Origin of the sequence: Peptoniphilus raoultii (genome assembly GCF_900099555.1) — a bacterium.
In the GTDB taxonomy this organism is placed as follows: domain Bacteria; phylum Bacillota; class Clostridia; order Tissierellales; family Peptoniphilaceae; genus Peptoniphilus_A; species Peptoniphilus_A raoultii.
The window spans coordinates 621,279-643,143 of the sequence record NZ_FMWM01000002.1; the positions used below are offsets into that span (position 1 = coordinate 621,279).

General features: G+C 32.3%; 24 protein-coding genes. 19 read left to right on the forward strand and 5 right to left on the reverse strand.

Annotation, left to right across the window (positions count from 1 at the left end; genetic code table 11):
- Window positions 1–39 precede the first annotated feature (39 nt).
- Window positions 40–1,233 carry an elongation factor Tu gene (gene tuf, locus BQ4446_RS02950; protein WP_071026522.1) on the forward strand — a complete coding sequence of 398 codons (1,194 nt, stop codon included), beginning with the start codon at window positions 40–42 and terminating at the stop codon, window positions 1,231–1,233.
- Between the two features lie 161 nt (window positions 1,234–1,394).
- Here tuf and BQ4446_RS02955 read toward each other — a convergent pair whose 3' ends face one another.
- The 3 genes from BQ4446_RS02955 to BQ4446_RS02965 form a co-directional block, all read right to left on the reverse strand.
- Window positions 1,395–2,717, reverse strand: coding sequence for a GntT/GntP/DsdX family permease (locus BQ4446_RS02955; protein ID WP_335341268.1), 1,323 nt, complete (start codon window positions 2,715–2,717; stop codon window positions 1,395–1,397).
- A 114-nt stretch (window positions 2,718–2,831) separates the two neighbouring features.
- A complete protein-coding gene (locus BQ4446_RS02960; protein ID WP_245149649.1) occupies window positions 2,832–3,542 on the reverse strand; it encodes a putative ABC transporter permease in 711 nt (236 codons plus the stop codon).
- Entirely contained in the window at window positions 3,539–4,030 is a 492-nt protein-coding gene (locus BQ4446_RS02965; protein WP_071026526.1) for an HD domain-containing protein, read from the reverse strand. The genes BQ4446_RS02960 and BQ4446_RS02965 overlap by 4 nt, the downstream gene beginning before the upstream one ends.
- Before the next feature lie 169 nt (window positions 4,031–4,199).
- On the opposite strand from BQ4446_RS02965, the gene BQ4446_RS02970 reads away from it, so the two are divergent.
- From BQ4446_RS02970 to BQ4446_RS03025, 12 genes are all read left to right on the forward strand, one after another.
- Window positions 4,200–5,570, forward strand: a complete 1,371-nt coding sequence (locus BQ4446_RS02970; RefSeq protein ID WP_245149650.1) for an aminotransferase class I/II-fold pyridoxal phosphate-dependent enzyme — start codon at window positions 4,200–4,202, stop codon at window positions 5,568–5,570.
- A complete protein-coding gene (tmk, locus tag BQ4446_RS02975; protein ID WP_071026528.1) occupies window positions 5,567–6,175 on the forward strand; it encodes a dTMP kinase in 609 nt (202 codons plus the stop codon). The genes BQ4446_RS02970 and tmk overlap by 4 nt, the downstream gene beginning before the upstream one ends.
- On the forward strand, window positions 6,172–6,498 hold the full coding sequence (locus tag BQ4446_RS02980) for a cyclic-di-AMP receptor (protein ID WP_071026530.1): 327 nt from the start codon (window positions 6,172–6,174) through the stop codon (window positions 6,496–6,498). The genes tmk and BQ4446_RS02980 overlap by 4 nt, the downstream gene beginning before the upstream one ends.
- 9 nt (window positions 6,499–6,507) lie before the next feature.
- Complete coding sequence (locus tag BQ4446_RS02985) at window positions 6,508–6,792, forward strand: cyclic-di-AMP receptor (protein WP_071026532.1); 285 nt, start codon at window positions 6,508–6,510, stop codon at window positions 6,790–6,792.
- Window positions 6,792–7,751, forward strand: a complete 960-nt coding sequence (locus BQ4446_RS02990; protein ID WP_071026534.1) for a DNA polymerase III subunit — start codon at window positions 6,792–6,794, stop codon at window positions 7,749–7,751. The genes BQ4446_RS02985 and BQ4446_RS02990 overlap by 1 nt, the downstream gene beginning before the upstream one ends.
- Entirely contained in the window at window positions 7,752–8,639 is an 888-nt protein-coding gene (locus BQ4446_RS02995) for a PSP1 domain-containing protein (protein WP_071026536.1), read from the forward strand.
- Between the two features lie 8 nt (window positions 8,640–8,647).
- Window positions 8,648–10,750, forward strand: a complete 2,103-nt coding sequence (locus tag BQ4446_RS03000) for an alpha/beta hydrolase (RefSeq protein WP_071026538.1) — start codon at window positions 8,648–8,650, stop codon at window positions 10,748–10,750.
- Window positions 10,751–10,758: 8 nt separating this feature from the next.
- Window positions 10,759–11,646, forward strand: a complete 888-nt coding sequence (gene murB, locus BQ4446_RS03005) for a UDP-N-acetylmuramate dehydrogenase (RefSeq protein WP_071026539.1) — start codon at window positions 10,759–10,761, stop codon at window positions 11,644–11,646.
- 1 nt (window position 11,647) lies between these two features.
- Window positions 11,648–12,493 (forward strand): RNase adapter RapZ, encoded by an 846-nt coding sequence (gene rapZ, locus BQ4446_RS03010; RefSeq protein ID WP_071028286.1) that lies wholly within the window; start codon window positions 11,648–11,650, stop codon window positions 12,491–12,493.
- Window positions 12,493–13,455, forward strand: a complete 963-nt coding sequence (locus BQ4446_RS03015) for a gluconeogenesis factor YvcK family protein (protein WP_071026541.1) — start codon at window positions 12,493–12,495, stop codon at window positions 13,453–13,455. The genes rapZ and BQ4446_RS03015 overlap by 1 nt, the downstream gene beginning before the upstream one ends.
- Before the next feature lie 68 nt (window positions 13,456–13,523).
- Window positions 13,524–14,546 carry a type 2 isopentenyl-diphosphate Delta-isomerase gene (fni, locus tag BQ4446_RS03020; protein ID WP_071026543.1) on the forward strand — a complete coding sequence of 341 codons (1,023 nt, stop codon included), beginning with the start codon at window positions 13,524–13,526 and terminating at the stop codon, window positions 14,544–14,546.
- Window positions 14,543–15,076, forward strand: a complete 534-nt coding sequence (locus BQ4446_RS03025; RefSeq protein WP_071026545.1) for a HutD family protein — start codon at window positions 14,543–14,545, stop codon at window positions 15,074–15,076. Before fni ends, BQ4446_RS03025 begins: the two co-directional genes overlap by 4 nt.
- Before the next feature lie 75 nt (window positions 15,077–15,151).
- Here BQ4446_RS03025 and BQ4446_RS03030 read toward each other — a convergent pair whose 3' ends face one another.
- Complete coding sequence (locus BQ4446_RS03030; protein WP_071026546.1) at window positions 15,152–15,991, reverse strand: DUF2207 family protein; 840 nt, start codon at window positions 15,989–15,991, stop codon at window positions 15,152–15,154.
- Window positions 15,992–16,054: 63 nt separating this feature from the next.
- Between BQ4446_RS03030 and rlmD the strand changes: the two genes are divergently transcribed.
- The 6 genes from rlmD to BQ4446_RS03060 all read left to right on the forward strand — a co-directional run bounded on the left by rlmD (window position 16,055) and on the right by BQ4446_RS03060 (window position 21,322).
- On the forward strand, window positions 16,055–17,374 hold the full coding sequence (gene rlmD / locus BQ4446_RS03035) for a 23S rRNA (uracil(1939)-C(5))-methyltransferase RlmD (RefSeq protein ID WP_071026548.1): 1,320 nt from the start codon (window positions 16,055–16,057) through the stop codon (window positions 17,372–17,374).
- 117 nt (window positions 17,375–17,491) lie between these two features.
- On the forward strand, window positions 17,492–18,262 hold the full coding sequence (locus tag BQ4446_RS03040) for an SDR family NAD(P)-dependent oxidoreductase (RefSeq protein WP_071026550.1): 771 nt from the start codon (window positions 17,492–17,494) through the stop codon (window positions 18,260–18,262).
- Window positions 18,263–18,395: 133 nt separating this feature from the next.
- Complete coding sequence (gene pyrB, locus BQ4446_RS03045) at window positions 18,396–19,298, forward strand: aspartate carbamoyltransferase (RefSeq protein ID WP_071026552.1); 903 nt, start codon at window positions 18,396–18,398, stop codon at window positions 19,296–19,298.
- Window positions 19,298–19,732, forward strand: a complete 435-nt coding sequence (locus BQ4446_RS03050) for an aspartate carbamoyltransferase regulatory subunit (RefSeq protein WP_071026554.1) — start codon at window positions 19,298–19,300, stop codon at window positions 19,730–19,732. The genes pyrB and BQ4446_RS03050 overlap by 1 nt, the downstream gene beginning before the upstream one ends.
- Window positions 19,729–20,427 (forward strand): dihydroorotate dehydrogenase electron transfer subunit, encoded by a 699-nt coding sequence (locus tag BQ4446_RS03055; protein ID WP_071026556.1) that lies wholly within the window; start codon window positions 19,729–19,731, stop codon window positions 20,425–20,427. Before BQ4446_RS03050 ends, BQ4446_RS03055 begins: the two co-directional genes overlap by 4 nt.
- Entirely contained in the window at window positions 20,420–21,322 is a 903-nt protein-coding gene (locus tag BQ4446_RS03060; protein ID WP_071026558.1) for a dihydroorotate dehydrogenase, read from the forward strand. Before BQ4446_RS03055 ends, BQ4446_RS03060 begins: the two co-directional genes overlap by 8 nt.
- Here the strand turns inward: BQ4446_RS03060 and BQ4446_RS03065 are convergent, their stop codons facing one another.
- A complete protein-coding gene (locus BQ4446_RS03065) occupies window positions 21,323–21,685 on the reverse strand; it encodes an ArsR/SmtB family transcription factor (RefSeq protein WP_071026560.1) in 363 nt (120 codons plus the stop codon).
- Window positions 21,686–21,865: the final 180 nt, after the last annotated feature.

The window sequence follows — 21,865 nt, forward strand, 5'->3', positions numbered from 1 at the left end:
GGTATTATAATTACAAAGAAAAACCTAGGAGGAAAAATAATGGCAAAAGCAAAATTTGAAAGAAACAAACCCCATGTAAACGTAGGAACAATAGGCCACGTAGACCATGGTAAAACAACATTAACAGCAGCAATAACCCTAATCCTAAACAAAAGATTTGGATCAGGAGAATTCGTAGACTACGCCCACATTGATAAAGCACCAGAAGAAAGAGAAAGAGGAATCACAATCTCAACATCCCACGTAGAATACGAAACAGAAAAAAGACACTACGCCCACGTAGACTGTCCAGGCCACGCCGACTACGTAAAGAACATGATCACAGGAGCAGCCCAAATGGACGGAGCAATCCTAGTAGTAAGTGCAGCAGACGGACCAATGCCACAAACAAGAGAACACATCCTACTAGCAAGACAAGTAGGTGTACCAAAAATCGTAGTATTCCTAAATAAAGAAGACCAAGTAGACGATCCAGAACTAATCGAACTAGTAGAAATGGAAGTAAGAGATCTACTATCAGAATACGACTTTGACGGAGACAACACACCAATAGTAGTAGGATCAGCCCTAAAAGCCCTAGAAGAACCAGACGGAGAATGGGGAGACAAAATCCTAAAACTAATGGACGCAGTAGATGAATACATTCCAACCCCAGCAAGAGACATCGACCACCCATTCCTAATGCCAGTAGAAGACATCTTCTCAATCACAGGAAGAGGAACAGTAGCAACAGGAAGAGTAGAAAGAGGAACAGTAAAAGTAGGAGACACAGTAGAAATCGTAGGCCTAACAAACGAAAAAAGAGACGTAGTAGTAACAGGTGTAGAAATGTTCAAAAAACAACTAGACCAAGCAGAAGCAGGAGACAACGTAGGCTTACTACTAAGAGGAGTACAAAGAAACGAAATCGAAAGAGGTCAAGTACTAGCAAAACCAGGAACAATAAAACCCCACACAAAATTCGAAGCAGAAGTATACGTACTAACCAAAGAAGAAGGCGGAAGACACACACCATTCTTCAACGGCTACAGACCACAATTCTACTTTAGAACAACAGACGTAACAGGAGACATCCAATTACCAGAAGGAGCAGAAATGGTAATGCCAGGAGACAATGCAACATTTACAGTAACACTAATAACCCCAATAGCAATGGACGAAGGACTAAGATTTGCCATTCGAGAAGGCGGAAGAACAGTTGCATCAGGAGTAGTATCAAAAATAATAGAATAAAAGATAAAGAAAAGTTGGCCCTAGAGGCCAATTTTTTTACATAAAATATTAATAAATTAAGTCTAAACATTTGACTAATGGCTTTTTTTAGTGGAAAAGAAAAAGGACCCATTATTTGGAAGGGTCCTTTTAAAATGCACCTGCCTTTAAATTTTTAATTTTTATAGGAAAGCTGTCAAAAGTCCGCCAACAATTATTAGAGGAAGTCCAATAAATGTGATTTGCGGAATACAGGTGTCCTTAATATGTTCGTGCTGACCGTCGACTGAAAGTCCTGATGTTGGTCCAAGTGTTGTGTTAGGAGAAGGTAAACCTGCATCACCACAAACTTCCGCAATTGTAATTAAAAGAATAATTGCTCTTGTTGAATAGCCAAGACTTTGGGCAAGGGGCACGTAAATTGAAGCTACAATTGGAACTGTACCAAAGGATGTTCCTATTCCTAGAGTTATTGTCAGTCCTAAAACAATCATTATATAGGAGGCAACAATTTTTGATGAGCCAAGAGATGAACTTGCAATTTTAACTAGTGAATCAACGGCATCTGATTCTGTAACTATATTGGCAAAGCCTGCTGCAATAAGCATTACAAAAGCTATAAATCCCATCATGGAAATTCCACCATTTAACATATCTTGAACATTTTTAATCTTTACAACTCCCGTTACAACTAAAAATATAAGTCCGCATAAGGCACCGAGGGGAAGGGATTCAGTTAAAATTTGAATTACTATAACTATAAGGCCTGACAAAAATATAAGAACATGATCCTTATTGAGTTTTGGGATTTCATTTACAAGATCTTTAGGTTTAATATTTTTGTCTGCATATTCTCTATTTCTTGAGAAAAATATAAGACCAAGGGTAACACCTGCCGCTATAATAAGAGCAATAATCCAAGTTGTGCCTGTAATTGTTGAAGCTGAAATTTCAAGGCCAGAATTTCCAAAAGATGTTTCTAAAATATCGTGAAATAATTTTCCATATCCAAGAGGGATTGCAATGTAGGGTGCTTTTAAACCAAAGCCAAAGGAAACAGAAAGCATTCTTCTATCAATTTTCATTTTATTCATCATTGCAAGAAGAGGCGGAATAATAATTGGTATAAAGGCAATGTGAATTGGTATAACCGATTCTGCAAGGATAGAAATAATAATCATAATAAGGTAAAGCAAAAATTTATTGCTTTTAACTGCCTTGCTAATTTCATAGGCCATAATTTCTGAGGCACCTGTTTTTTCCATAATATAGGCAAGCGAGCCTAAAAGAATATAGTAAAGGGCTGTGTTGGAATTTGCTCCCATGCCGCCAAAGAGTAAATTCATAGTTGTGGTAATGTCTATGCCTGATGTAAGTCCAGCAACAATTGCTGCAATCATTAATGAAAAAAATACAGGAATTTTAATTAAACATAGGACGAGAAGAACTACAACCGAAACTACTACTGGATTTGTTATAAAAATAATAATCTCCTTTTTATTTATATATTTATTATACGATTTTGTATGTCCTTATAATAAAATTTTTCATTTTAAGAAAGAAAAATAATTGTAAAATCCCTTTAAAAGCAAAAAATAAGACCCTAATTGGGCCTAATTTTAAGAAAAATAATTATCCTTATAATACCTCATATTTTCTTCGGTTTCTTTCAATTTCTCGTTAAATTTCCACATTGATGAGGAAATTATTTTGCCACTATATAAAACTTTATCATTTGCTATATAGGGATTATTAGTTATATCTTCAAGAACAGAGTCTGTTTTATTTGAAATTCGTGAGTGAATTTTAACAAGCCTTGGATTAATCTTTTTTAAGGCTGAAATTGTTAAAATTAAATCGCAAATTCCAAGAATTGTAATTAAAATAGCTATTGTTACTAAAATAGAATCTTTTAAATAGGATAGGGAAAAGATTATAAAGGGGCTTGTAAATTTAACTATAAATACATTTGCTAGGCCAAAGATTACAAGGCCATAGAGGCAAACTCTGCCGTGAATTTGAAAGGCATAGTGTTCATAATCCCACCATTTTTCTCCAAAAAATTTTTCCAAATAATACCCAACAACATATTCAATTGTGCAGCATAAAAGAGCAGCACAAATAAATATGAGATAGGAAGATGAAATATTTTTAAAAACTAAGAAGGATAGGGTAGCACCAAGGCCATATATGGGGCAGTAAGGGCCCAGCAAAAAACCTCTATTTAAAAGCCTTTTATATTCTATGGATGAGCATAAAAAGGATTCCCAAATCCATCCAACTACTGAATAAATAAAAAAGCTGATATATAATTTTATAAAAAGCATCATATATCAGCCCCCAAATGAATAGGTTTTTTTACCTTAGACCTTACTGATTCCCTAACTGTAACAATTTTATCAGCAGCTGTTACAATCCAGCCTTCCAAATATTTTGGTGGGATTATAGTAAGAGGAAACATATGCTTAATTATAATGTCCTTTTCTATTTCGTTTAAGTCCAGTTCAGATTTTGCATTATGATAGGCACATCTTGGATGAGTAAAGCCGTGAATAAATTTATATTTATGAGGCTTGTGCCAATCATATAAAAAATAGTCATGTAATAGGGCTCCGCGGATAAGTGAGGCATAGTCAACATTTAAATTATATTTTTCTGCTATTTCTATTGACTTAAGAGCTACAGAAATTACATGATCGTAGATTGAAGTGGTTCCATGTTGTATAAAATTTTTATTTTGCAAAAAACGAGTATTTTCATTTAAGTAATTTATGGTTGCTATTAATTTATCTTTCGATGTCTTACTAATAATATTCATTTTTTCACCTCAAAATTATTATAGCAAAGATGATATATAGATTAAAAGAAATTTTAGTAAAGTTTTTATTAAAAATTTCTTAATATTCAGCCTTTTGATCAAATTAAATTAAATTTATTTTTTTCTTAGTCTAAGACTATTTTATATAGTATAATTAGGGAAAGGAGATTTGACAGTTTTTACAATGAAAGAATATATAAATGAGGCCATAGATGAATATGCTGAGGATATTTCCTTTGGCATGCCTGGTCATAAGGGAAAGGATTTTTTTGACTTAAAAATAAATAGGGACCTGACAGAATTTTTGGGAACTGATAATTTATTAAATCCCACTGGGGCCATTAAAAATTCTTTAGAGGAAATTGCAAGGGTTTTTGGTTCAAGATATTCTTTTTATATACCAAATGGGTCAAGTGGTGCTATTAATATTGCAGTTTCTTGCCTTGCGGAAAAAGGCTGTAAAATTTTACTACAAAGGAACTGTCATAAATCATGTATTAATTCAGTTTTAATTAATGAACTTATTCCGATTTATATTGAAACAAAGTATGACGAGGAAAGTGCTCAGTTTTTAGGCATTGAACTTGAAAATTTAAAAAAAACTGTGGAAAGGGAAAGACCTGAGCTTTGCCTTTTAGTAAGTCCAAATTATTATGGTGGCATCTTAAATTTAAAAGAGATCATTTCCTATCTTCACAAGAAAAATATTCCTGTTATAATTGATGAGGCCCATGGAGCCCACCTTTATTTTTCAGACTTAAAAAAATATAGTGGAAATTTTTTGGGAGCAGATATTGTAATAAATTCTAGCCACAAAATGATTCCCTCCCTTACACAAACTGCTATTCTCCACATTAATTCTGAAAAAATCACAAGAGAAAGAGTTTTAAAATATATAAATTTATATACAACAACTTCTCCATCCTATCTTTTTATAGCTTCTCAAGAAAAGGGAATTTCCTACATGGAAGACGAAGGAAAGAAATCTATGAAAATTTTAGAAGAAGAAATTTCAGCTTGGAGAAAAAAAACGTCTTTTAAGGATTCTAGGGTGAAAGATAAAAGCATCTCTTCTTATGACCCAATGAAATTTTTATTTAGGCTCCCCAGAAAAACTGGGAGTCAAATTGTAAAAAGCTTTCATTTAGCTTATAATATAAGGTTAGAAATGGGAGATTTATATTATGCTTTGGCAATTATTTCTCCAAAAAATTCTATCTATGAATTAAAAAAACTTTTTAAGGCCATAGAGGAAAATTCAAGGGGCGAATTTAAGGAAATTATTAAATTAAAATTTCCTAGGCCACAAATGGAAATTTTGCCTTCAGAGGCCCTAAAAAGAGAAAGTCTTTTAATAGATTTTAAAAATTCTTTGGGGAGGATTTCTGCTGCAAATGTTTCAGCTTATCCGCCAGGGATTCCCATAGTTTCCTATGGAGAAAAAATTACAAGTGATGTCATAGATTCCCTTTCGTATTATTTGGCAAATGATATAGAAATTGTTGGCTTATATGATCAAAAAATTGAGGTAGTTAAATGAGTTTATTTGTTACTTTTGAAGGAGCCGATGGCATTGGCAAATCCACAATTTGCTCCCTTATCTATGAAGAACTTAAAAAAAGATCTTTAAAGGTAATGAGGACAAGAGAGCCAGGCGGCACAAAAATTTCAGAAGCCATAAGAGATATAATTTTAGATAATGACAATAAGGAAATGGACATAAGATGTGAGGCTCTTTTATATGCAGCAAGTAGAGCTCAGCACGTTTATGAAAAAATAAGGCCTGCTTTAAATGACGGCTACATAGTTTTGTGCGAAAGATATGTCTTATCTTCTATTGCCTATCAGGCTTATGGAAGAGATCAAAGGCAGGAAGATATATTTGCCATAAATGACTATGCAACAGGTGGATTAAAACCTGACATAAATTTTATTTTTCAAAATAAGGAAGATACACATAGGAGAAAAAGCACTCCCCTTGATAGGCTTGAAAAGGCTGGGGATGCTTTTCATGAAAAAGTACGTGAATATTATAGGAACATAGAAAAAGAGGACAATTATTATTTTATAGACGCATCACAAAGTATTGAGAAAGTTTATGAAGATACCTTAAAAATACTTGAGAGTATAGGAGGTTTAAAATGAAATTAATTATTTCCATAGTACAAGATGTTGATAGTGAAAATTTAATCCAAAGATTAAATGAAGAAGGATATAGAGTTACAAAAATTTCTTCAACAGGAGGTTTTTTAAGGGCAGGGAACACAACTTTATTATCAGGTGTTAATGATGAAGAATATGAAAAGTTTATGGACATAATGGAAAGTAATTCCAAGACAAGAATAATTACAAAGACCATTAGCCCTGTTAATATTCCAGGTCAGGCTATGATTCCAGTGCCTGTTGAAGTAAAAGTTGGCGGAGCCACAATTTTTGTAATGAATGTTGTAGATTTTAAAAGGTTTTAGGTGATATAAATGAAAATGATAATAGCAATAGTTCAAGATAAATTTGTGGATGAACTTATTGACAGATTTTTAGCTGAAGATATATATGTGACAAGACTTTCTTCAACTGGTGGATTTTTTAAATCTGGAAATACCACTCTTTTATTAGGATGTAAAGAAGAAGAAATTGCAGGCATTGAGGGAATTTTTAAAGAAATAACTCAAGCTGAAAAAATTGAATCTGAAAAGGGATCTTTTGAAGTTGCTGGTGCCACAATTTTTGTTGTAGATTTGGAAGAATCAAAGAGGATCTAATGCTTAGGGAATTCTCCACTTTTCTGGAAGATAAAAATATAAAAGGTCAGCTGGATCTTGCCCTGAAGAATAAAGAACTTTCACATTCCTATTTATTTGTTGGCTCTGAAGGCGTTGGGAAATTCACTCAGGCCAAAAATTTTGCCCAGGCAATTTTGTGTGCCTCTAATGACAATCCAAAATCCTTTTGCAATTTGGCAGATGAATTCAGCCATCCTGATTTGCTTGTCATTAAAAAAGAGGAGCCCATAAAAAAGGCAGATATAGAAGATTTAATAGAAAAGGCGGCAAGGCTGCCCTTTGAAGCAGGAAAAAAAGTTATTTTAATAAATGATTTTGACAGGGCAACGCCCGAAGCCCAAAATGCTTTTTTAAAAACTTTGGAAGAACCACCGGTTTATCTCATAATCATACTTTTGGCAACAAATAAAATGAAGCTCTTATCTACAATAAGATCAAGATGCAGGATTTTAAGATTTTCAGATCTTTCTCAAGAAAAGATTTATGATTATCTTATAAAATCAGGAGTATCTGAAAATAATGCAGACTTATTTTCAAGACTATCTTGCGGTTCCATTAATCTTGCCAATAGTTATGTAAATGACAGTGAGCTTTTAAAAAAGCATTATGAACTTATAGATGTTTTAGATTCCCTAATTAGAGATAGGGGATATTATATTTTTTCCTATTTAGATTACTTTAGGGAAAATAAGGAAAATATAGAAGAAATTTTAAGGGCTATGGCCATTTGGTTTAGGGATTTAGCCTTTATTAAGTTAAATAAAAAAGATAAGGTAATTAATATAGATAAATTAAAGTTATTGGAACTGGAAAATTTAGCTTTGGATAGGTGCCTTTCTATTTATGGTGAAATACTTTTGACAAAGGAAAGGCTTAGGAAAAACATTAATTTTGATTTAGCTGTGCAGGCGCTACTAATGCGCATAGGGGGTATGTAGTTGATAGATGTAGCAGGAGTAAGATTTAAAAGAAATGGTAAAATTTACTATTTCGATCCACAAGAAACAGGGGCTACAATTGGAGATAATGTTATAGTAGAAACAATTAGGGGACTTGAATTTGGAAATGTAATAGTTATGAGATCCTTTGAAGAGGAAGATTTGAATACAAATTTAAAACCCATTATAAGAGTTGCTACTTTTGAAGATGAAAAGATAAATATTGATAATAGAAACAAGGCAAAAGAAGCCCTAATAATTTGTGAACAAAAAACTATGGAGCATAATCTGGATATGAAACTCATATCCTGTGAATATACATTTGACAATTCAAAAGTACTTTTTTATTTTACGGCAGATGGCCGTATAGATTTTAGGGAGCTTGTCAGAGATTTAGCTTCAATTTTTAGGACTAGAATAGAACTTAGGCAAATTGGAGTTAGAGATGAAGCAAAAATTGTTGGGGGTCTTGGATGTTGCGGTAGGACAACTTGCTGCTCAACATTTTTAAGTGAATTTTCTCCAGTGTCCATAAAAATGGCAAAGGATCAAAATTTATCCTTAAATCCTACAAAGATTTCTGGCATATGTGGCAGGCTTATGTGCTGCTTAAAATATGAACAAAGCGGTTATGAATGTATTAATAAAATAATGCCAAGAGTTGGCGAAATAGTTTATACCAATGAAGGCAAGGGAACTGTTATTTCTTCCTATGCTATTCAAGAGATGTCCAAGGTATCTTTAAAGAAAGATGACGAAACTATTGTGAAAATTTTTGACTTTAAAGACCTTAAAAGGACGGGAAAATTTGATAAGGAATTTGTTAAGTCTTCAAATAATGAAGAAACTTATGATGAAAAAGAACTTTCAAAACTTGAAAGTGAATAAATTGGACAATGAAAATAAATAATATAATTTTAAAAATATATAATAAAATAAATGATTTTTTTAAGTTGAAATTTGGCAGAAGTCAGGGAGCAGAAAAAATTTTAAAAATATTTATTTCTTTTTTCTATGCCCTAGATTATTCTTATTATCTTAGTGATTTTAAAGTCCCGAGGATTGTTTCACTTTTTTTGGCAGCACTTGCAATTTATTTGGGCCTAAGCATATTGGTTTTTATTTTAAAATATGTTTTCACCCTTGTCCAAAGAATTAGACCTAAAAATCTTGCAGTTTATGTTTTATTATTTATAGGTCTTTCTTATTTTATTGACAAGCTATTTTCCTTGGACCTTAGTGAAGCCCTATACTTTTTATTAATTTTTGCAGTTTTAACAGGACTTGTGATTTTTGCCAAGGCCTTAATTTCACTTTTTAAAAATGATAGACCCCTTTCTCTAATATTTATTGTGCCTCTAGGAGCTTTTCTTTGTGCCTTTATATATTTTCTTATAATGCCAGGTTTTAAAAGAGAAGTAATTCCTGAAACTATAGAAAAAACTTCAGTTGCCGAAAAATCAGCAACAGGAGATGTAAAAATTTTGTCCTATGACGGAGGGACAAGGTCTTTGTCATCCTATGTTTCCTATAGCGGCATGACAAAAAAAGTGAGGGATTTTTATTGGAAGAATAATTTGTCAAAGGCTCCTTTAAGGGGAGAAGTTTATCTACCGAAAGACGAAAAAAATGCACCAATACTTTTTATAGTCCATGGCAATCACAGAATGACCACTGATTCTCACCTTGGCTATGAATATCTTGGAAAGTATTTGGCTCAAAGGGGAATTGCAACTGTTTCCATTGATATGAATATTTTAAATGGATTTTTATCTTATTCTCTTTCCAATGAAAATGACGCAAGGGCCATTCTTTTGCTGGAAAATATTAAATATTTATTGGAAGAAAATAGAAATAAGGATTCAGAATTTTTTGGAGCTTTTGATTCACAAAACATTTGTCTTTTAGGCCATTCAAGAGGAGGAGAGGCAGTTTCAATTGCCTATAAATATAATGCTTTAACAGATAATCCTGATAGGGGAAATATTAAGTTTGACTATAATTTTAATATTAAGGGTTTAATTGGACTTGCACCTACTTATTCACAGTTTAAGCCAGCAGACAAGGAACTTGTTTTGAAGGATGTAAATTATTTGACCCTAGCTGGGACAAATGACTATGATGTTTCAGGATTTGAAGGCATGATGCAATATGATAATGTAAAATTTTCAGCAGATTCTGATAAATTTAAGGCTGCTATTTATATAGCCTATGCCAACCATGGCAATTTTAATTCCAAGTGGGGCGATTTTGATTCAGAGCCTATTGAAGGCTTAAACATTAATAGGAGAGAACTTATAGATTCTCTTTCTCAAGAGAGAATTTTGTGCCTCTACACCTATAATTTTTTGGAAAATATTTTTGAAAAATCCTTTGACAGGTCCCTTTTCAAAAATGGTCCCTATAAATATAAAGATTTTCCAGAAACACAATATTATGCAAGATATAGCGATTCATCCTTTTATAATATTGGAAATTTTGAAGAGGATGTTGATTTAAGGACAATTGGCTATAAAGATGACTATGCAGACTACAAAAATTTTATAAATATTCGTGAAGGTGCTCACCAATATGGAGATGACTACGGAAATAACAATGCCTTATTTTTAAATAGCAGAAAGGGTGCATCCTATAAGATATTTTTAAGAAGTCTTTTGGAAAAGAGAAAGTTTTTGGTCTTTGACATTAATAAGTTAGATGAGTTGAAAAGAAAAAATAGTTTAAAAATTTTAATTTCGGATATGTGGGGAGAATCTTCTCAAATTGAACTTAAGGATTATTTTTCTTTAGTTGATCCCACAAAAATTTATCTTACAAAAACAGATTATCTCTTTGACGAACCTCTTTATTATTCAGCACCAACAAGTGTTAGGATTGAACTTGAGGAATTCAAAAAGAAAAATCCCAAAATAAATTTAGAAGAAATTAATAGGCTTGAATTTATTTTTGATGGTGATATGGGAGAAATTTCCCTAGATAATATTGGACTTGAAAATTAGGAGGGAAAATGGAATATAAGTTAAATAAATCCTTGGGAGATTTTTTTCCCATGGAAGAGATGAAAAATCATATTTCCTTTAGGGTCGGCGGCCCAGCAGATCTTTTTATAAAGCCAAGGAACGAAGAGTCTTTAATAAGGCTTATTAAAGAAATTCGTGAAAATTCCTATAGATATTATATTTTAGGAAATGCCACAAATGTAATTTTTAAAGATGAAGGCTATAGGGGGATTGTAATTTTCCTAAAGGGGGCCTTAAATGAAATAGAGATTTCAGGAGAAAAACTAAAAGCAGCTTGCGGAGCATCCTTAAAAGATATTGCTCAAGCTGCCTATGAAAATTCCCTTACAGGTCTTGAATTTTCCCATGGAATTCCAGGAAGTCTTGGCGGTGCAGTTACCATGAATGCAGGAGCCTATGACGGAGAGATGAAGGATGTTATTGAATCTGTAAAAATTTTAGATAAGGATGGAAATATTAAAGAATTTTCAAGAAATGAAATGCACTTTGCCTATAGAGGGTCAAGAGTTTCTGAAGAAAAATTTTTAGTTTTATCAGCAACTTTTTCCCTAAAAAGGGGAGATAGGGAAAGTATAAAAAATAAGATGGATGATTTTGACACAAGAAGAAGGGATAAGCAGCCCTTGAATTATCCATCAGCAGGCTCAACTTTCAAAAGACCTGAAGGATATTTTGCAGGAAAATTAATTGATGATTCTGGTTTAAGGGGATTTAGACACGGCCATGCAGGTGTTTCAGAAAAACACTGCGGCTTTGTTATAAATTATGGAGATGCAAGTGCAAAAGAAATTTTAGAAACTATAGCAATTGTTCAAAAGACAGTTTATGATAAATTTAAGGTAAATCTTGAAAGGGAAGTAAAAATAATTGAGTGATATAGAAGTAATTATTTTAACAGGAATGAGTGGGTCCGGAAAAAGTAAGGCCCTTGATATAATTGAAGATTTAGGATATTATTCAATGGATAATTTGCCTCCCGAACTTTTGCCTAGATTTTGCCAAATGGCAAAGGAATCAAAGGACGTCCATAGAGTTGCTGCTGTTATGGACTTAAGGAGTGGAGAATTTTTTGAAAGTTTTTTCAAGGCTCTGGAAGAAATTAAGGATTTAAATGTAAATTATAAAATAATTTTTCTTGAAGCAAGGGAAGATGTAATAATTGCAAGATACAAGGAATTAAGAAGACCCCATCCTTTAAATAGGTCAATTTTAGAAGGCTATCATATGGAGAAAGAAAGACTTTCTGAAGTTAGGAAAAAAGCAAATTTTATTATTGATACTTCTGAATTTTCCACAAAGGACCTTAGAAAAAAGATATTAACTTTTTTAAATAGGGATTTTGAAGATGAAATAACAATTCAGCTTACATCTTTTGGTTATAAAAATGGAATTTTAAAGGATGCAGATTTAATTTTTGACGTTAGATTTTTACCAAACCCCTATTATATAAGTGATCTTAAAAATTTAAATGGCAAAAATGAGGCCACGAGAGATTTCGTTTTAAAGTGGGAAGTTACAAAAATTTTTTTAGATAAGCTAACAGATTTATTAAAATTTTTAATTCCTCTTTATATAAAAGAAGGTAAGACCCTTTTAACCATTGGTCTTGGTTGCACAGGCGGATTTCACAGGTCAGTTGTCATAAGTGAAGAACTTTTTAAAATTCTTTCCAAGGATTATAAAAATATTTATTTGACCCATAGGGATTTAAAAAGATACTAATGAATAAAAAAGTATGCGTTATTGGTGGAGGAACAGGAATCTCTACCATCTTAAAAGGATTAAAAAACTACACAAAAAATATTTCAGCCATAGTTTCCATGTCTGATGACGGCGGGGGAAGCGGCATTTTGAGATCAGAATATAAAATGCTTCCGCCAGGCGATGTGAGGAGCTGTCTTGTTGCACTTTCAAATACTGAACCCTTAATGCAGGCACTTTTACAGTATCGCTTTGATAAGGGATCATTAGAAGGGCAAAATGTGGGCAATATTATAATTGCGGCCTTAAATAATATTTATGGATCTTTTGACAAGGCCCTTTATTATATGGGAAATGTTTTTGACATAACGGGAAGGGTTATACCAGTAACTTTAACAGACACACATCTTGTGGCTGAACTTTCAACAGGAGATAAGATTGTTGGAGAATCTATAATTCCCAAAATGGCCTACAAATTAAATGGAAAAATAATAAAAATTACTATGATGCCAAAAATTCCAAAGGCAAATAAAGATGCCATAAAGGCAATTGAAGATGCCGATACAATAATAATTGGTCCCGGCTCTTTATACACATCTATAATTCCAAATCTAATTATTAAGGGTATACTCGATGCCCTAAAAAAATCCAAAGCTAAAAAAGTTTATATAGCAAATGTTATGACCCAAAGAGGAGAAACTCTTGGCATGACTTTAAAAGATCATATCTTGGCATTAGAAGGCCATTCCTACAAGGGAATTTTTGATATAGTTTTGGCAAATAATTATAGGGGAGAGGAAAAAATCTTCGAAAATTATTATGAATATGAAGAAAGCCTCCCAATTTTTGCAAAGGACGAAGACAAAAATTTTTTAAAGGATAGGAAAATAAAATTAATTGAAAATAATTTTATAGAAATAAAAAATTCTTTCATAAGACATGATACAAAAAAAATAGGAAGGAGCCTTTCCTATTATTTATAAATCTTACAATATTGTAAAATATTTGTAAAAATGATATTATCATAATGATATAAATAAGGGGTGAAAAGATGAGAAAATATAGAAAAAGAGAACACATAGAAAATTATTTGCGTTCAACATATGTTAGTGATCCACTTTTCGATGAAATATTTTTGTACCACAATTCCTTGCCGGAAATTGACTTTTCAGAAATAAACACAGGAGCGGATTTTTTGGGAAAGCATATAAATTTTCCCTTAATGATTAATGCCATGACAGGCGGAAGTGATTTTGCTGAAGAAATAAATATGCATTTGGCAGAAGTTGCCAAAGAATTTAACATTCCCATGGCAGTCGGTTCTCAAACAATCGCCCTGGAAGAAGAAGATTCAGCGCAGTCTTTTAAAATTGTTAGAGAAGTTTGCGAAGATGGAATAATTTTAGGAAATTTAAACGGAATGGCTACTCTTGAAGATGCAAAAAGAGCCGTTGATATGATTTCTGCAGATGGTCTCCAAATTCATTTAAATCCAGCTCAAGAACTAGCAATGACAGAAGGGGACAGAAATTTTAGAAACATCCTTACAAATATAGAAAATATTGTAAAGGGCCTCGAAGTTCCCGTTGTTGTTAAAGAAGTGGGCTTTGGACTTTCAGCAGACGTTATAAAAAGACTTTATGATGTTGGGGTAAGAAATGTTGACCTTTCAGGTTTTGGAGGTACTAATTTTTTTGAAATAGAAAATTTAAGAACACCAGATTCAGACCTTTCAGAACTATATTCATGGGGTATCCCAACAGCACTTGCCATAATAGAAGGAAAAAAACTAGACCTAAAAGATTTAAATATTATAGGATCAGGTGGAGTGAAAAATTCCTTACAGCTAGTTAAAAGCCTTGTTATTGGTGCAGACACTGTAGCAATTTCAGGAGAAATTTTATCTTATCTTGTTCACGGAGGCATAGAATACACCCTAAAATATATAGCAAATTTAATTTACAAGGCCAAAATAATTATGCTTTTACTTGGCGCAAAGGATATAAAGAGTCTTCATTCAACTAAATATAAGGTTTCAGGAAAATTAAAAGATTTATTAGAGGACTTAAAATGAAAATAATAAAAAAAGAAGATTTTAAGGAATCAAAATGGGCAGGAGGAGTGACATCTGAAGTTTTTATCTATCCCAAAGAAGCAGATGTTTCTAAGAAAAATTTTGACTTCAGAATTTCAACAGCAAGCTGCGAACTGGAAAAATCAGCATATACATCCTATGATGATTTTTATAGATTTATCTGCCCCCTAGATAATAAAATGGAAATTTCAGTTGATGATTATAAATTTAATTTAAGCCCATTTGAAATATTATTTTTTGATGGCAAAGCAAAAACCTATTCATCAGGAGACCTACGAGATTTTAATTTAATTTACAAAAAAGGTCTTGAAGGAGATATGGAAGCCTTAAACATTTGTAATTACAAAACATACTTTAAAGATCTTGGACTAATATTTAACTATGATTCAGATTTAAAGATAAATGGAGAAGAGTTTCCAAAATTTTCCTGCTTAGAGCTTGAAAACGAGGAAGTAGAAATAAAAGGACAGGGGAAAATAATAATTTGCAGAATAAAAAATAAAAAATAGAAAAAGCAGGACAGACCTAATTTAATATAGGCTTGTTCTGCTTTTTCATGAAAAAATTTATATAGAGATTTTTCGTTATATATTAAGTATTGAATTTTTGCCGACTATTGATTCTTTAAAGTTTTTTAAAAATTCTTCATATTTTTTTAACTTATTATTTTTATTAACAAGTTCTTCAATATTTATTCCAAAGGATAGGGCGTAAAGGCTTTGGTCCATGGATAGATTTTTTTCTTTTTTCATGTCTTCTGCCATTTTTCTATAGTAATTATAAGTTGTCATGCCTTTTGGTGGGTAGGCACCCATTCTTTTTATGGTCATCAAAACAAGTAGCAGGGCGAAAATAAAGAGAAAAATTCCAAGGTAAATTTTATAGGATAGGGAAATTAGGGACAGATTCAGGTCAAAAAGGGCGAGAAATAAAAGGGAGTATATCTTTTTTTGTTTTGTGTCTTTATTTACAAGGCCCAAGTTTTGCATCTCTTCTTCTAAAAAATCCAAAAATCCCTCAAAAGCTCCATTAAATTCATAGGCATCATTTATTCTTAAGTAATTTAATTTTTTTGTAGTTAAAGGATTTTCAAAGGAAAAGAGGAGGTCAAATAATTTTTCCTCTGCCCTATCAAGGTCCTTTTTATTTTGAGTCTTCAAAATAAAATTTTCACGATTTTTGCCAGCTGAGTTTACATAGTCCTTTTTTTCTAAGCTTATATTTTCGTTTTCTAAAAATTTCACAATACTGGCTAAAATTATATTAGGGCTCTCATTTTTTCCTCTTATAAAAAATCCTGCCTGGTAATATTTTAAGTTCAAAGTTTCACTTGGGAGTTTTTGAGAAGGTTTTTTATTTTTTATTAGGACATAAAAACTTAAAAGCCCCAAAATTATATTTAATAAAATAAGCATATATTTCATTTTATCACCATTTTATATTATACTATAATTTAAGAAATATGATTTAGAGAATATGGGTGGAATATGAAGAAAACTATAATTGAAGGCGAAATTTTTGAAGGGAATTTCTCCGGTAAAAATAAATTTACAGCAGATGGCAAAAATTATCATATAAAGGGCGGAATTGAAGGTCAAAGAGTTTCTGCAAAAGTTAGAAGGGGAAATAAGGCAAAACTTTTGGAAATTCTTGAAAGAAGCCCATGGGAAGACGGCTTTTCCTGCCCTCATTTGGAATGTGGAGGCTGCACTTTTGATGCCATGACTTATAAAAATGAAATTTCCTATAAGAAGATACTTTTGGAAAAACTTTTTTTTAATCTTCCCTATGAAGGAGATTTTGATCTTGTTCCCTCATCTGTCTATGAAAATTATAGAAATAAAATGGAATATACTTTTGGGGATGAGTTTTTGGGGTCGGATTTAGCTTTAGGGCTTCACAAGAAAAATAGGTTTTATGAAATTGTGAATACAAAATACTGCAGAATTTGCCACAAAGATTTTAATATAATCAGGGAAGAAACAAGAGAATTTTTTAAAGGTGTTCCCTTTTTTAATAGGAGAAATCATAGCGGAATTTTAAGGCATCTTGCAATTAGAAGGACAAATTTTGGGGAGCTTTTAATAAATCTTGTGACTGTTAAGTACCATAATTTAGATTTAAAATCCTATGTACAAAAAATATTATCTCTTAAACTTGAGGCTCAGGTTGTGGGTATTGTGCATACAATAAATGATTCTGAAGGCGATGCAATTATAAAAGAGGGCTTTGAAGTTTTATATGGAAGGGACTATTGCATTGAGGAGATTTTGGGACTGAAATTTAAAATTTCCGCCTTTTCCTTTTTTCAAACAAATTCTTATTCAGCAGAAATTTTATATCGAATGGCTAGGGAAATGATAGAAAATTTAGAGGGCAAAAAAGTTCTTGATTTGTATTCTGGCACTGGGACCATTACACAAATTTTTGGAAAGGCTGCCGAATCAGCCCTTGGCATTGAAATTGTTGAGGAGGCTGTGGATTCTGCTCGTGAAAATGCTAGGCTTAATGAAATTACAAACGTGAATTTTATAGCTGGTGACGTTTTAAAGGAACTTGATAATTTAGATTTTATTCCAGATATTATTATTTTAGATCCGCCGAGAGCTGGAGTACATCCCAAGGCTCTTGAAAAAATAATTGCCTTTGGAGCAGATGAAGTTTTATATATATCCTGCAATCCTGAGACTTTGGTTAGGGACCTTGAAGTTTTTAATTTTAGGGGATATAGGATAGAAAAACTAAAGACCCTTGACCAGTTTCCAAGAACAAAAAATCTTGAAGCCCTTTGCCTTTTAAAAAAATAAGTGAAATAATAAAATTTCTTTCTTTAATTTAAGAGTAATTTTTTCTTTTTTGTGGTAAATAGTAAGTAAGCTAAATTTTAAATTTGTTTAATAAAATATTTATATAAGGAGGATTTTATGGCATTTTCAGTTAAGGGTAAAAATATTTTAATTACTGGTGGTAGCAAGGGCATTGGCAAGGCCATTGTTGAAGTTTTTCTAAAGGAAGGGGCAAATGTTGTTTTTTCTGGAAGAAATATTGAAAGAGGAGAAGAAACTTGTAAGGAATTTTCTTCTTGCCAGGGCAAGGTAAAATTTATTAAATCTGATGTGGCAAGTGAAGAGGATACAAAAAATTTATTTAAGGAAGCTGTAGATTTTTTAGGCGGACTTGATATTGCAGTTTTAAATGCAGGTTATTATCCTCAAACTAGAATTAAGGATATGACTGTTGAGGATTGGGATAAGGTTCTTGACATTAATTTAAAGGGAGTATTTTTAAATACAAGGGAAGCAATGAATTATTTAAAAGATGGCGGCCACATTGTTATCACTTCTTCAATCACAGGAGTTAGGGTTGGAAATCCAGGTCTAGCTCATTACAGTGCATCTAAGGGTGGAGTTAATGGATTTATTAAAACGGCTGCTCTTGAACTTTCTTCTCTTGGAATTAACATTAATGCAGTTGAACCTGGAAATATTATGACTCCTGGCATGGAAGATGTTTTAGGAGAAAAATATATTAAGGATCAAGAAGCAATTATTCCTCTTGGAAAACTTGGCACAGCTTATGACATAGCCTATGCAGCCTTATTTTTAGCTAGTGATGAAGCAAAATATATAACTGGTCAATCAATTATTGTTGATGGAGGACAAACTCTTCCTGAATCAGCAATGGACCTTCACTAAAAAATTTGAAGCCGGCATTTCCGGCTCTTTTATTTTTTCCAAAAGATTTAAAAAATTTTTTAAAAATTTCTTTATAAATTTCTTTACAAACTTTTCCATATCGGATAATATATGTAAGAGCAAAGGAGGAAGTATGAAACATTTTATAGATCCTTTAGATTTAACATTAGATGAATATGATTTATTATTTAGACTGGCTGATAATATTATCGAAAGTCCTGTTGATTTTTTAGATAGGGCAAAGGGAAAATTATTAGCAAGTCTTTTTTTTGAACCTTCAACAAGAACTCGTCTTTCTTTTGAAGCAGCTATGAATAGGCTTGGCGGCAGAGTTATTGGTTTTTCAGATGCAAATGCAACTTCAACAACAAAGGGCGAAACCCTTATTGATACAATTAATACTGTTGAAAATTATTCTGACATTTGTGCTATGAGACATTTTAAAGAAGGGGCGGCAAGTCTTGCATCAAAAGTTGTGTCTACTATGCCAATAATTAATGCAGGAGATGGGGGACACCTTCATCCAACTCAAACCCTTGCCGATTTAATTACAATTAGAAGGCACAAGGGATCCTTTGAAAAATTAAATATAGGTTTTTGTGGAGACTTGAAATTTGGCAGGACAATCCATTCTTTGGTGAGGGCAATTAATCGCTATGAGGATATTAATTTTACCTTTATTTCACCTAAGGAATTAAAAATGCCTGACCCTTTCAAGTCTTTTTTAAAGAAATATGATGAAACTGAATCTCTGGTAGATGCTATTCCAAGTCTTGATATTTTATATATGTCAAGAGTTCAAAAGGAAAGATTTGTTTCTTCAGATGAGTACGAAAGATTAAAGGATTTTTATATTTTAGATCCTGAAAAATTAAGTTTAGCAAAAGATGATATGATGATTCTTCACCCTATGCCTAGGGTAAATGAAATTTCGCCTCTTGTGGATAAAGATTCCAGAGCCTTTTATTTTGAACAGATGAAAATGGGCATGTATGGAAGAATGGCACTTATATTATATTTATTGGAGTTGGTATAATGATTAATGTTTCAAAAATTAAAAAAGGAATAGTTTTAGATCATATTTCGTCAGGAGCTGGATTTGAAATTTATAAGGCTCTAAATTTAAATGAAATTGAAGATACAGTTGTACTTATGCAAAATATTTCATCCTCATCAATGGGGAAAAAAGATTTAATAAAAATTGAAACAGACTTTCAAATTGATTTTACAGTTTTAGGTCTTATTGCCCCAAATATTACTGTAAATTATATTGAGGATGGAAAGAGAATAAAAAAATTTAAAAATGAACTTCCTGATCTTGTTGACGGAATACTTCATTGCCACAATCCTAGGTGCATTTCCAATACTGAAAGGCATCTTGCTGGCCACAAATTTTATTTATACAATAAGGAAAGAAAGGAATATAGGTGTGAGTACTGCGATACAGTTTGCACCTATGGCTTAAAATGACAAGGGTTATTTATAATAAAAAAGTCGATGAAAATTATTATTTATTAAAAGTGGAAGAGTCGAAAAAAGTTTCGCCTGGACAATTCTTTATGTTAAGGGCATGGGAAAACTATCCGACTCTTTCCCGCCCAATTTCTATTTTTAATGAAGATGAGGGTCTTGAATTTCTGTACCAAGTTATTGGGAGGGGCACAGAAATGTTAAGGTCTTTAAAGGCTGGAGATGACATAAAAATTTTCGGCCCCTATGGAAGGGGTTTTGACCTACCTGATTCTGATCTTGCTATGGTTGGAGGCGGCGTTGGTGTTGCTCCTTTTTATTATCTTACAAGGAAAATTAAAGAAAAAAATCCAAAATCAAAAATTACTTTTTATATAGGAGAAGATGAAAATCTTTGTCTTGAAAATTTATTTAAAAATCTTGATATTGATTTAAGGGTTAAAAAGGGTGGATTTATAACTGATCTTATAGATTTTAAAAACCACAAATTAATTTATACCTGCGGGCCAAATATTATGATGGAAAAAGTTTATGAGTGTGGAAAAAATCATGGGTCAGAAATTTTTGTATCTCTTGATTTAAGAATGGGCTGTGGACTGGGGGCTTGCCTTTCATGTTCAGTTGATACAAAAAATGGAAGGAAAAGATCCTGTAAGGAAGGACCTGTTTTTAGGGGGGGAGATATTTATGAATAGATCTGAAATTGAATTTTGCGGCATAAAATTAAAAAATCCCCTAATTATGGCATCGGGGACTTATGGCTATGGGGAAGAATTTTTATCCTATTATAATCCAAAAATTTTGGGAGGAATTTCCTCAAAGGGAATCACAAGATATCCCAAGGCGGGAAATCCTGGAGTTAGAATTTGGGAGACCCCTTCTGGAATTTTAAATTCAATTGGCCTTGAAAATCCAGGGGTGGAAGAATTTGTAAAGTCCTACTTGCCAAAGATGACAAAACTTGGGACTGAAATTTTTGTAAATCTTGGTGGCAATACAGCAGATGAATATGTTGAGGGAGCAGAAATTTTAAATGACTATGATTTTTCTTTTATAGAATTAAATATTTCCTGCCCAAATGTTCATCAAGGCGGCATGGCCTTTTGCATGGCATGGGACCCATGTTTTGATGTTGTATCAAGGGTAAAAAAAGTTACAAAAAAAAGATTAATAGTAAAACTTTCGCCAAACGCTCCAAATCTTATTGAAGTTGCGAAGGCAGCAGAAGCAGGAGGAGCAGACGGACTTAGTCTTGTAAATACTTTTCTTGGCATGGCAATTGATTTTGATAGAAGAAAAAATGTCTTTGAAAATGACTACGCAGGACTTTCAGGGCCAGCAATAAAACCCCTTGCTCTTAAAATGGTCCATGAAGTTTATAGAAATGTAAAAATTCCAATTATTGGTCTTGGGGGAATAACATCATATAAGGACGTTCTTGAATTTTTAATGGCTGGTGCAAGTGCCGTACAGATGGGAACTTATAATTTTATGAATCCCTATGGAGCCATGGAAATTATAAAAGACCTAGAAAATTACTTGGATGAAAAAAAAGAGGAAGCCAAGAATTTCATAGGTCTTATAAAATAATTATAGGTTTTTGACCATTAAGTTTTGGGCATTTTCTATGATTTTTATTAAAAATTTGCTAAGGTCGTTATCAGCTGCCTTATAAAACATTTCTTTGCCCTGTCTTTTTGAAGTTATAAGCCCTTCCAGCTTTAAAATTCTCAAATGATGAGAAATGGCAGGGCTTGTCATATTCATAAGGGCTGCAATATTTATGACACACTCCTCTTTTTGGGAGAGGAGATAAAAAATTGCAAGCCTTGTTGGGTCGGATAGTTTTGATAAAATTTTTGAAATATTTTTTGCCAATTCAGCTTCTATTAAAAAAGAAAAAATTTCATTTTCATTGTCCTTATGGTGGTGGGGAAGTTTTTTATTTTCCATAATATATCCTTTCGTTAAAATATATATTTAAATAGCTTTGTCATAAAATTTAATTATTATTTACCATTAATTATTTATCATTTTATCTATAAATGCAAGTCGTTTTTATTTAGCAAAAAATTATTTAATATTTTCATAAATTTAGCCTTATGATTGTTGACAAAATTTTATATAAGTCCT

Coding starts and splice junctions, on each gene's coding strand:
- BQ4446_RS03000 (WP_071026538.1), top strand. CDS start 8,648: ATGAAAATAAATAATATAATTTTAAAAATATATAATAAAATAAATGAT.
- BQ4446_RS03040 (WP_071026550.1), top strand. CDS start 17,492: ATGGCATTTTCAGTTAAGGGTAAAAATATTTTAATTACTGGTGGTAGC.
- BQ4446_RS03050 (WP_071026554.1), top strand. CDS start 19,298: ATGATTAATGTTTCAAAAATTAAAAAAGGAATAGTTTTAGATCATATT.
- BQ4446_RS02960 (WP_245149649.1), bottom strand. CDS start 3,542: ATGATGCTTTTTATAAAATTATATATCAGCTTTTTTATTTATTCAGTA.
- BQ4446_RS03065 (WP_071026560.1), bottom strand. CDS start 21,685: ATGGAAAATAAAAAACTTCCCCACCACCATAAGGACAATGAAAATGAA.
- murB (WP_071026539.1), top strand. CDS start 10,759: ATGGAATATAAGTTAAATAAATCCTTGGGAGATTTTTTTCCCATGGAA.
- BQ4446_RS02980 (WP_071026530.1), top strand. CDS start 6,172: ATGAAATTAATTATTTCCATAGTACAAGATGTTGATAGTGAAAATTTA.
- BQ4446_RS03030 (WP_071026546.1), bottom strand. CDS start 15,991: ATGAAATATATGCTTATTTTATTAAATATAATTTTGGGGCTTTTAAGT.
- pyrB (WP_071026552.1), top strand. CDS start 18,396: ATGAAACATTTTATAGATCCTTTAGATTTAACATTAGATGAATATGAT.
- BQ4446_RS03055 (WP_071026556.1), top strand. CDS start 19,729: ATGACAAGGGTTATTTATAATAAAAAAGTCGATGAAAATTATTATTTA.
- BQ4446_RS03060 (WP_071026558.1), top strand. CDS start 20,420: ATGAATAGATCTGAAATTGAATTTTGCGGCATAAAATTAAAAAATCCC.
- BQ4446_RS03015 (WP_071026541.1), top strand. CDS start 12,493: ATGAATAAAAAAGTATGCGTTATTGGTGGAGGAACAGGAATCTCTACC.
- BQ4446_RS03025 (WP_071026545.1), top strand. CDS start 14,543: ATGAAAATAATAAAAAAAGAAGATTTTAAGGAATCAAAATGGGCAGGA.
- tmk (WP_071026528.1), top strand. CDS start 5,567: ATGAGTTTATTTGTTACTTTTGAAGGAGCCGATGGCATTGGCAAATCC.
- tuf (WP_071026522.1), top strand. CDS start 40: ATGGCAAAAGCAAAATTTGAAAGAAACAAACCCCATGTAAACGTAGGA.
- fni (WP_071026543.1), top strand. CDS start 13,524: ATGAGAAAATATAGAAAAAGAGAACACATAGAAAATTATTTGCGTTCA.
- BQ4446_RS02985 (WP_071026532.1), top strand. CDS start 6,508: ATGAAAATGATAATAGCAATAGTTCAAGATAAATTTGTGGATGAACTT.
- BQ4446_RS02990 (WP_071026534.1), top strand. CDS start 6,792: ATGCTTAGGGAATTCTCCACTTTTCTGGAAGATAAAAATATAAAAGGT.
- rlmD (WP_071026548.1), top strand. CDS start 16,055: ATGAAGAAAACTATAATTGAAGGCGAAATTTTTGAAGGGAATTTCTCC.
- BQ4446_RS02965 (WP_071026526.1), bottom strand. CDS start 4,030: ATGAATATTATTAGTAAGACATCGAAAGATAAATTAATAGCAACCATA.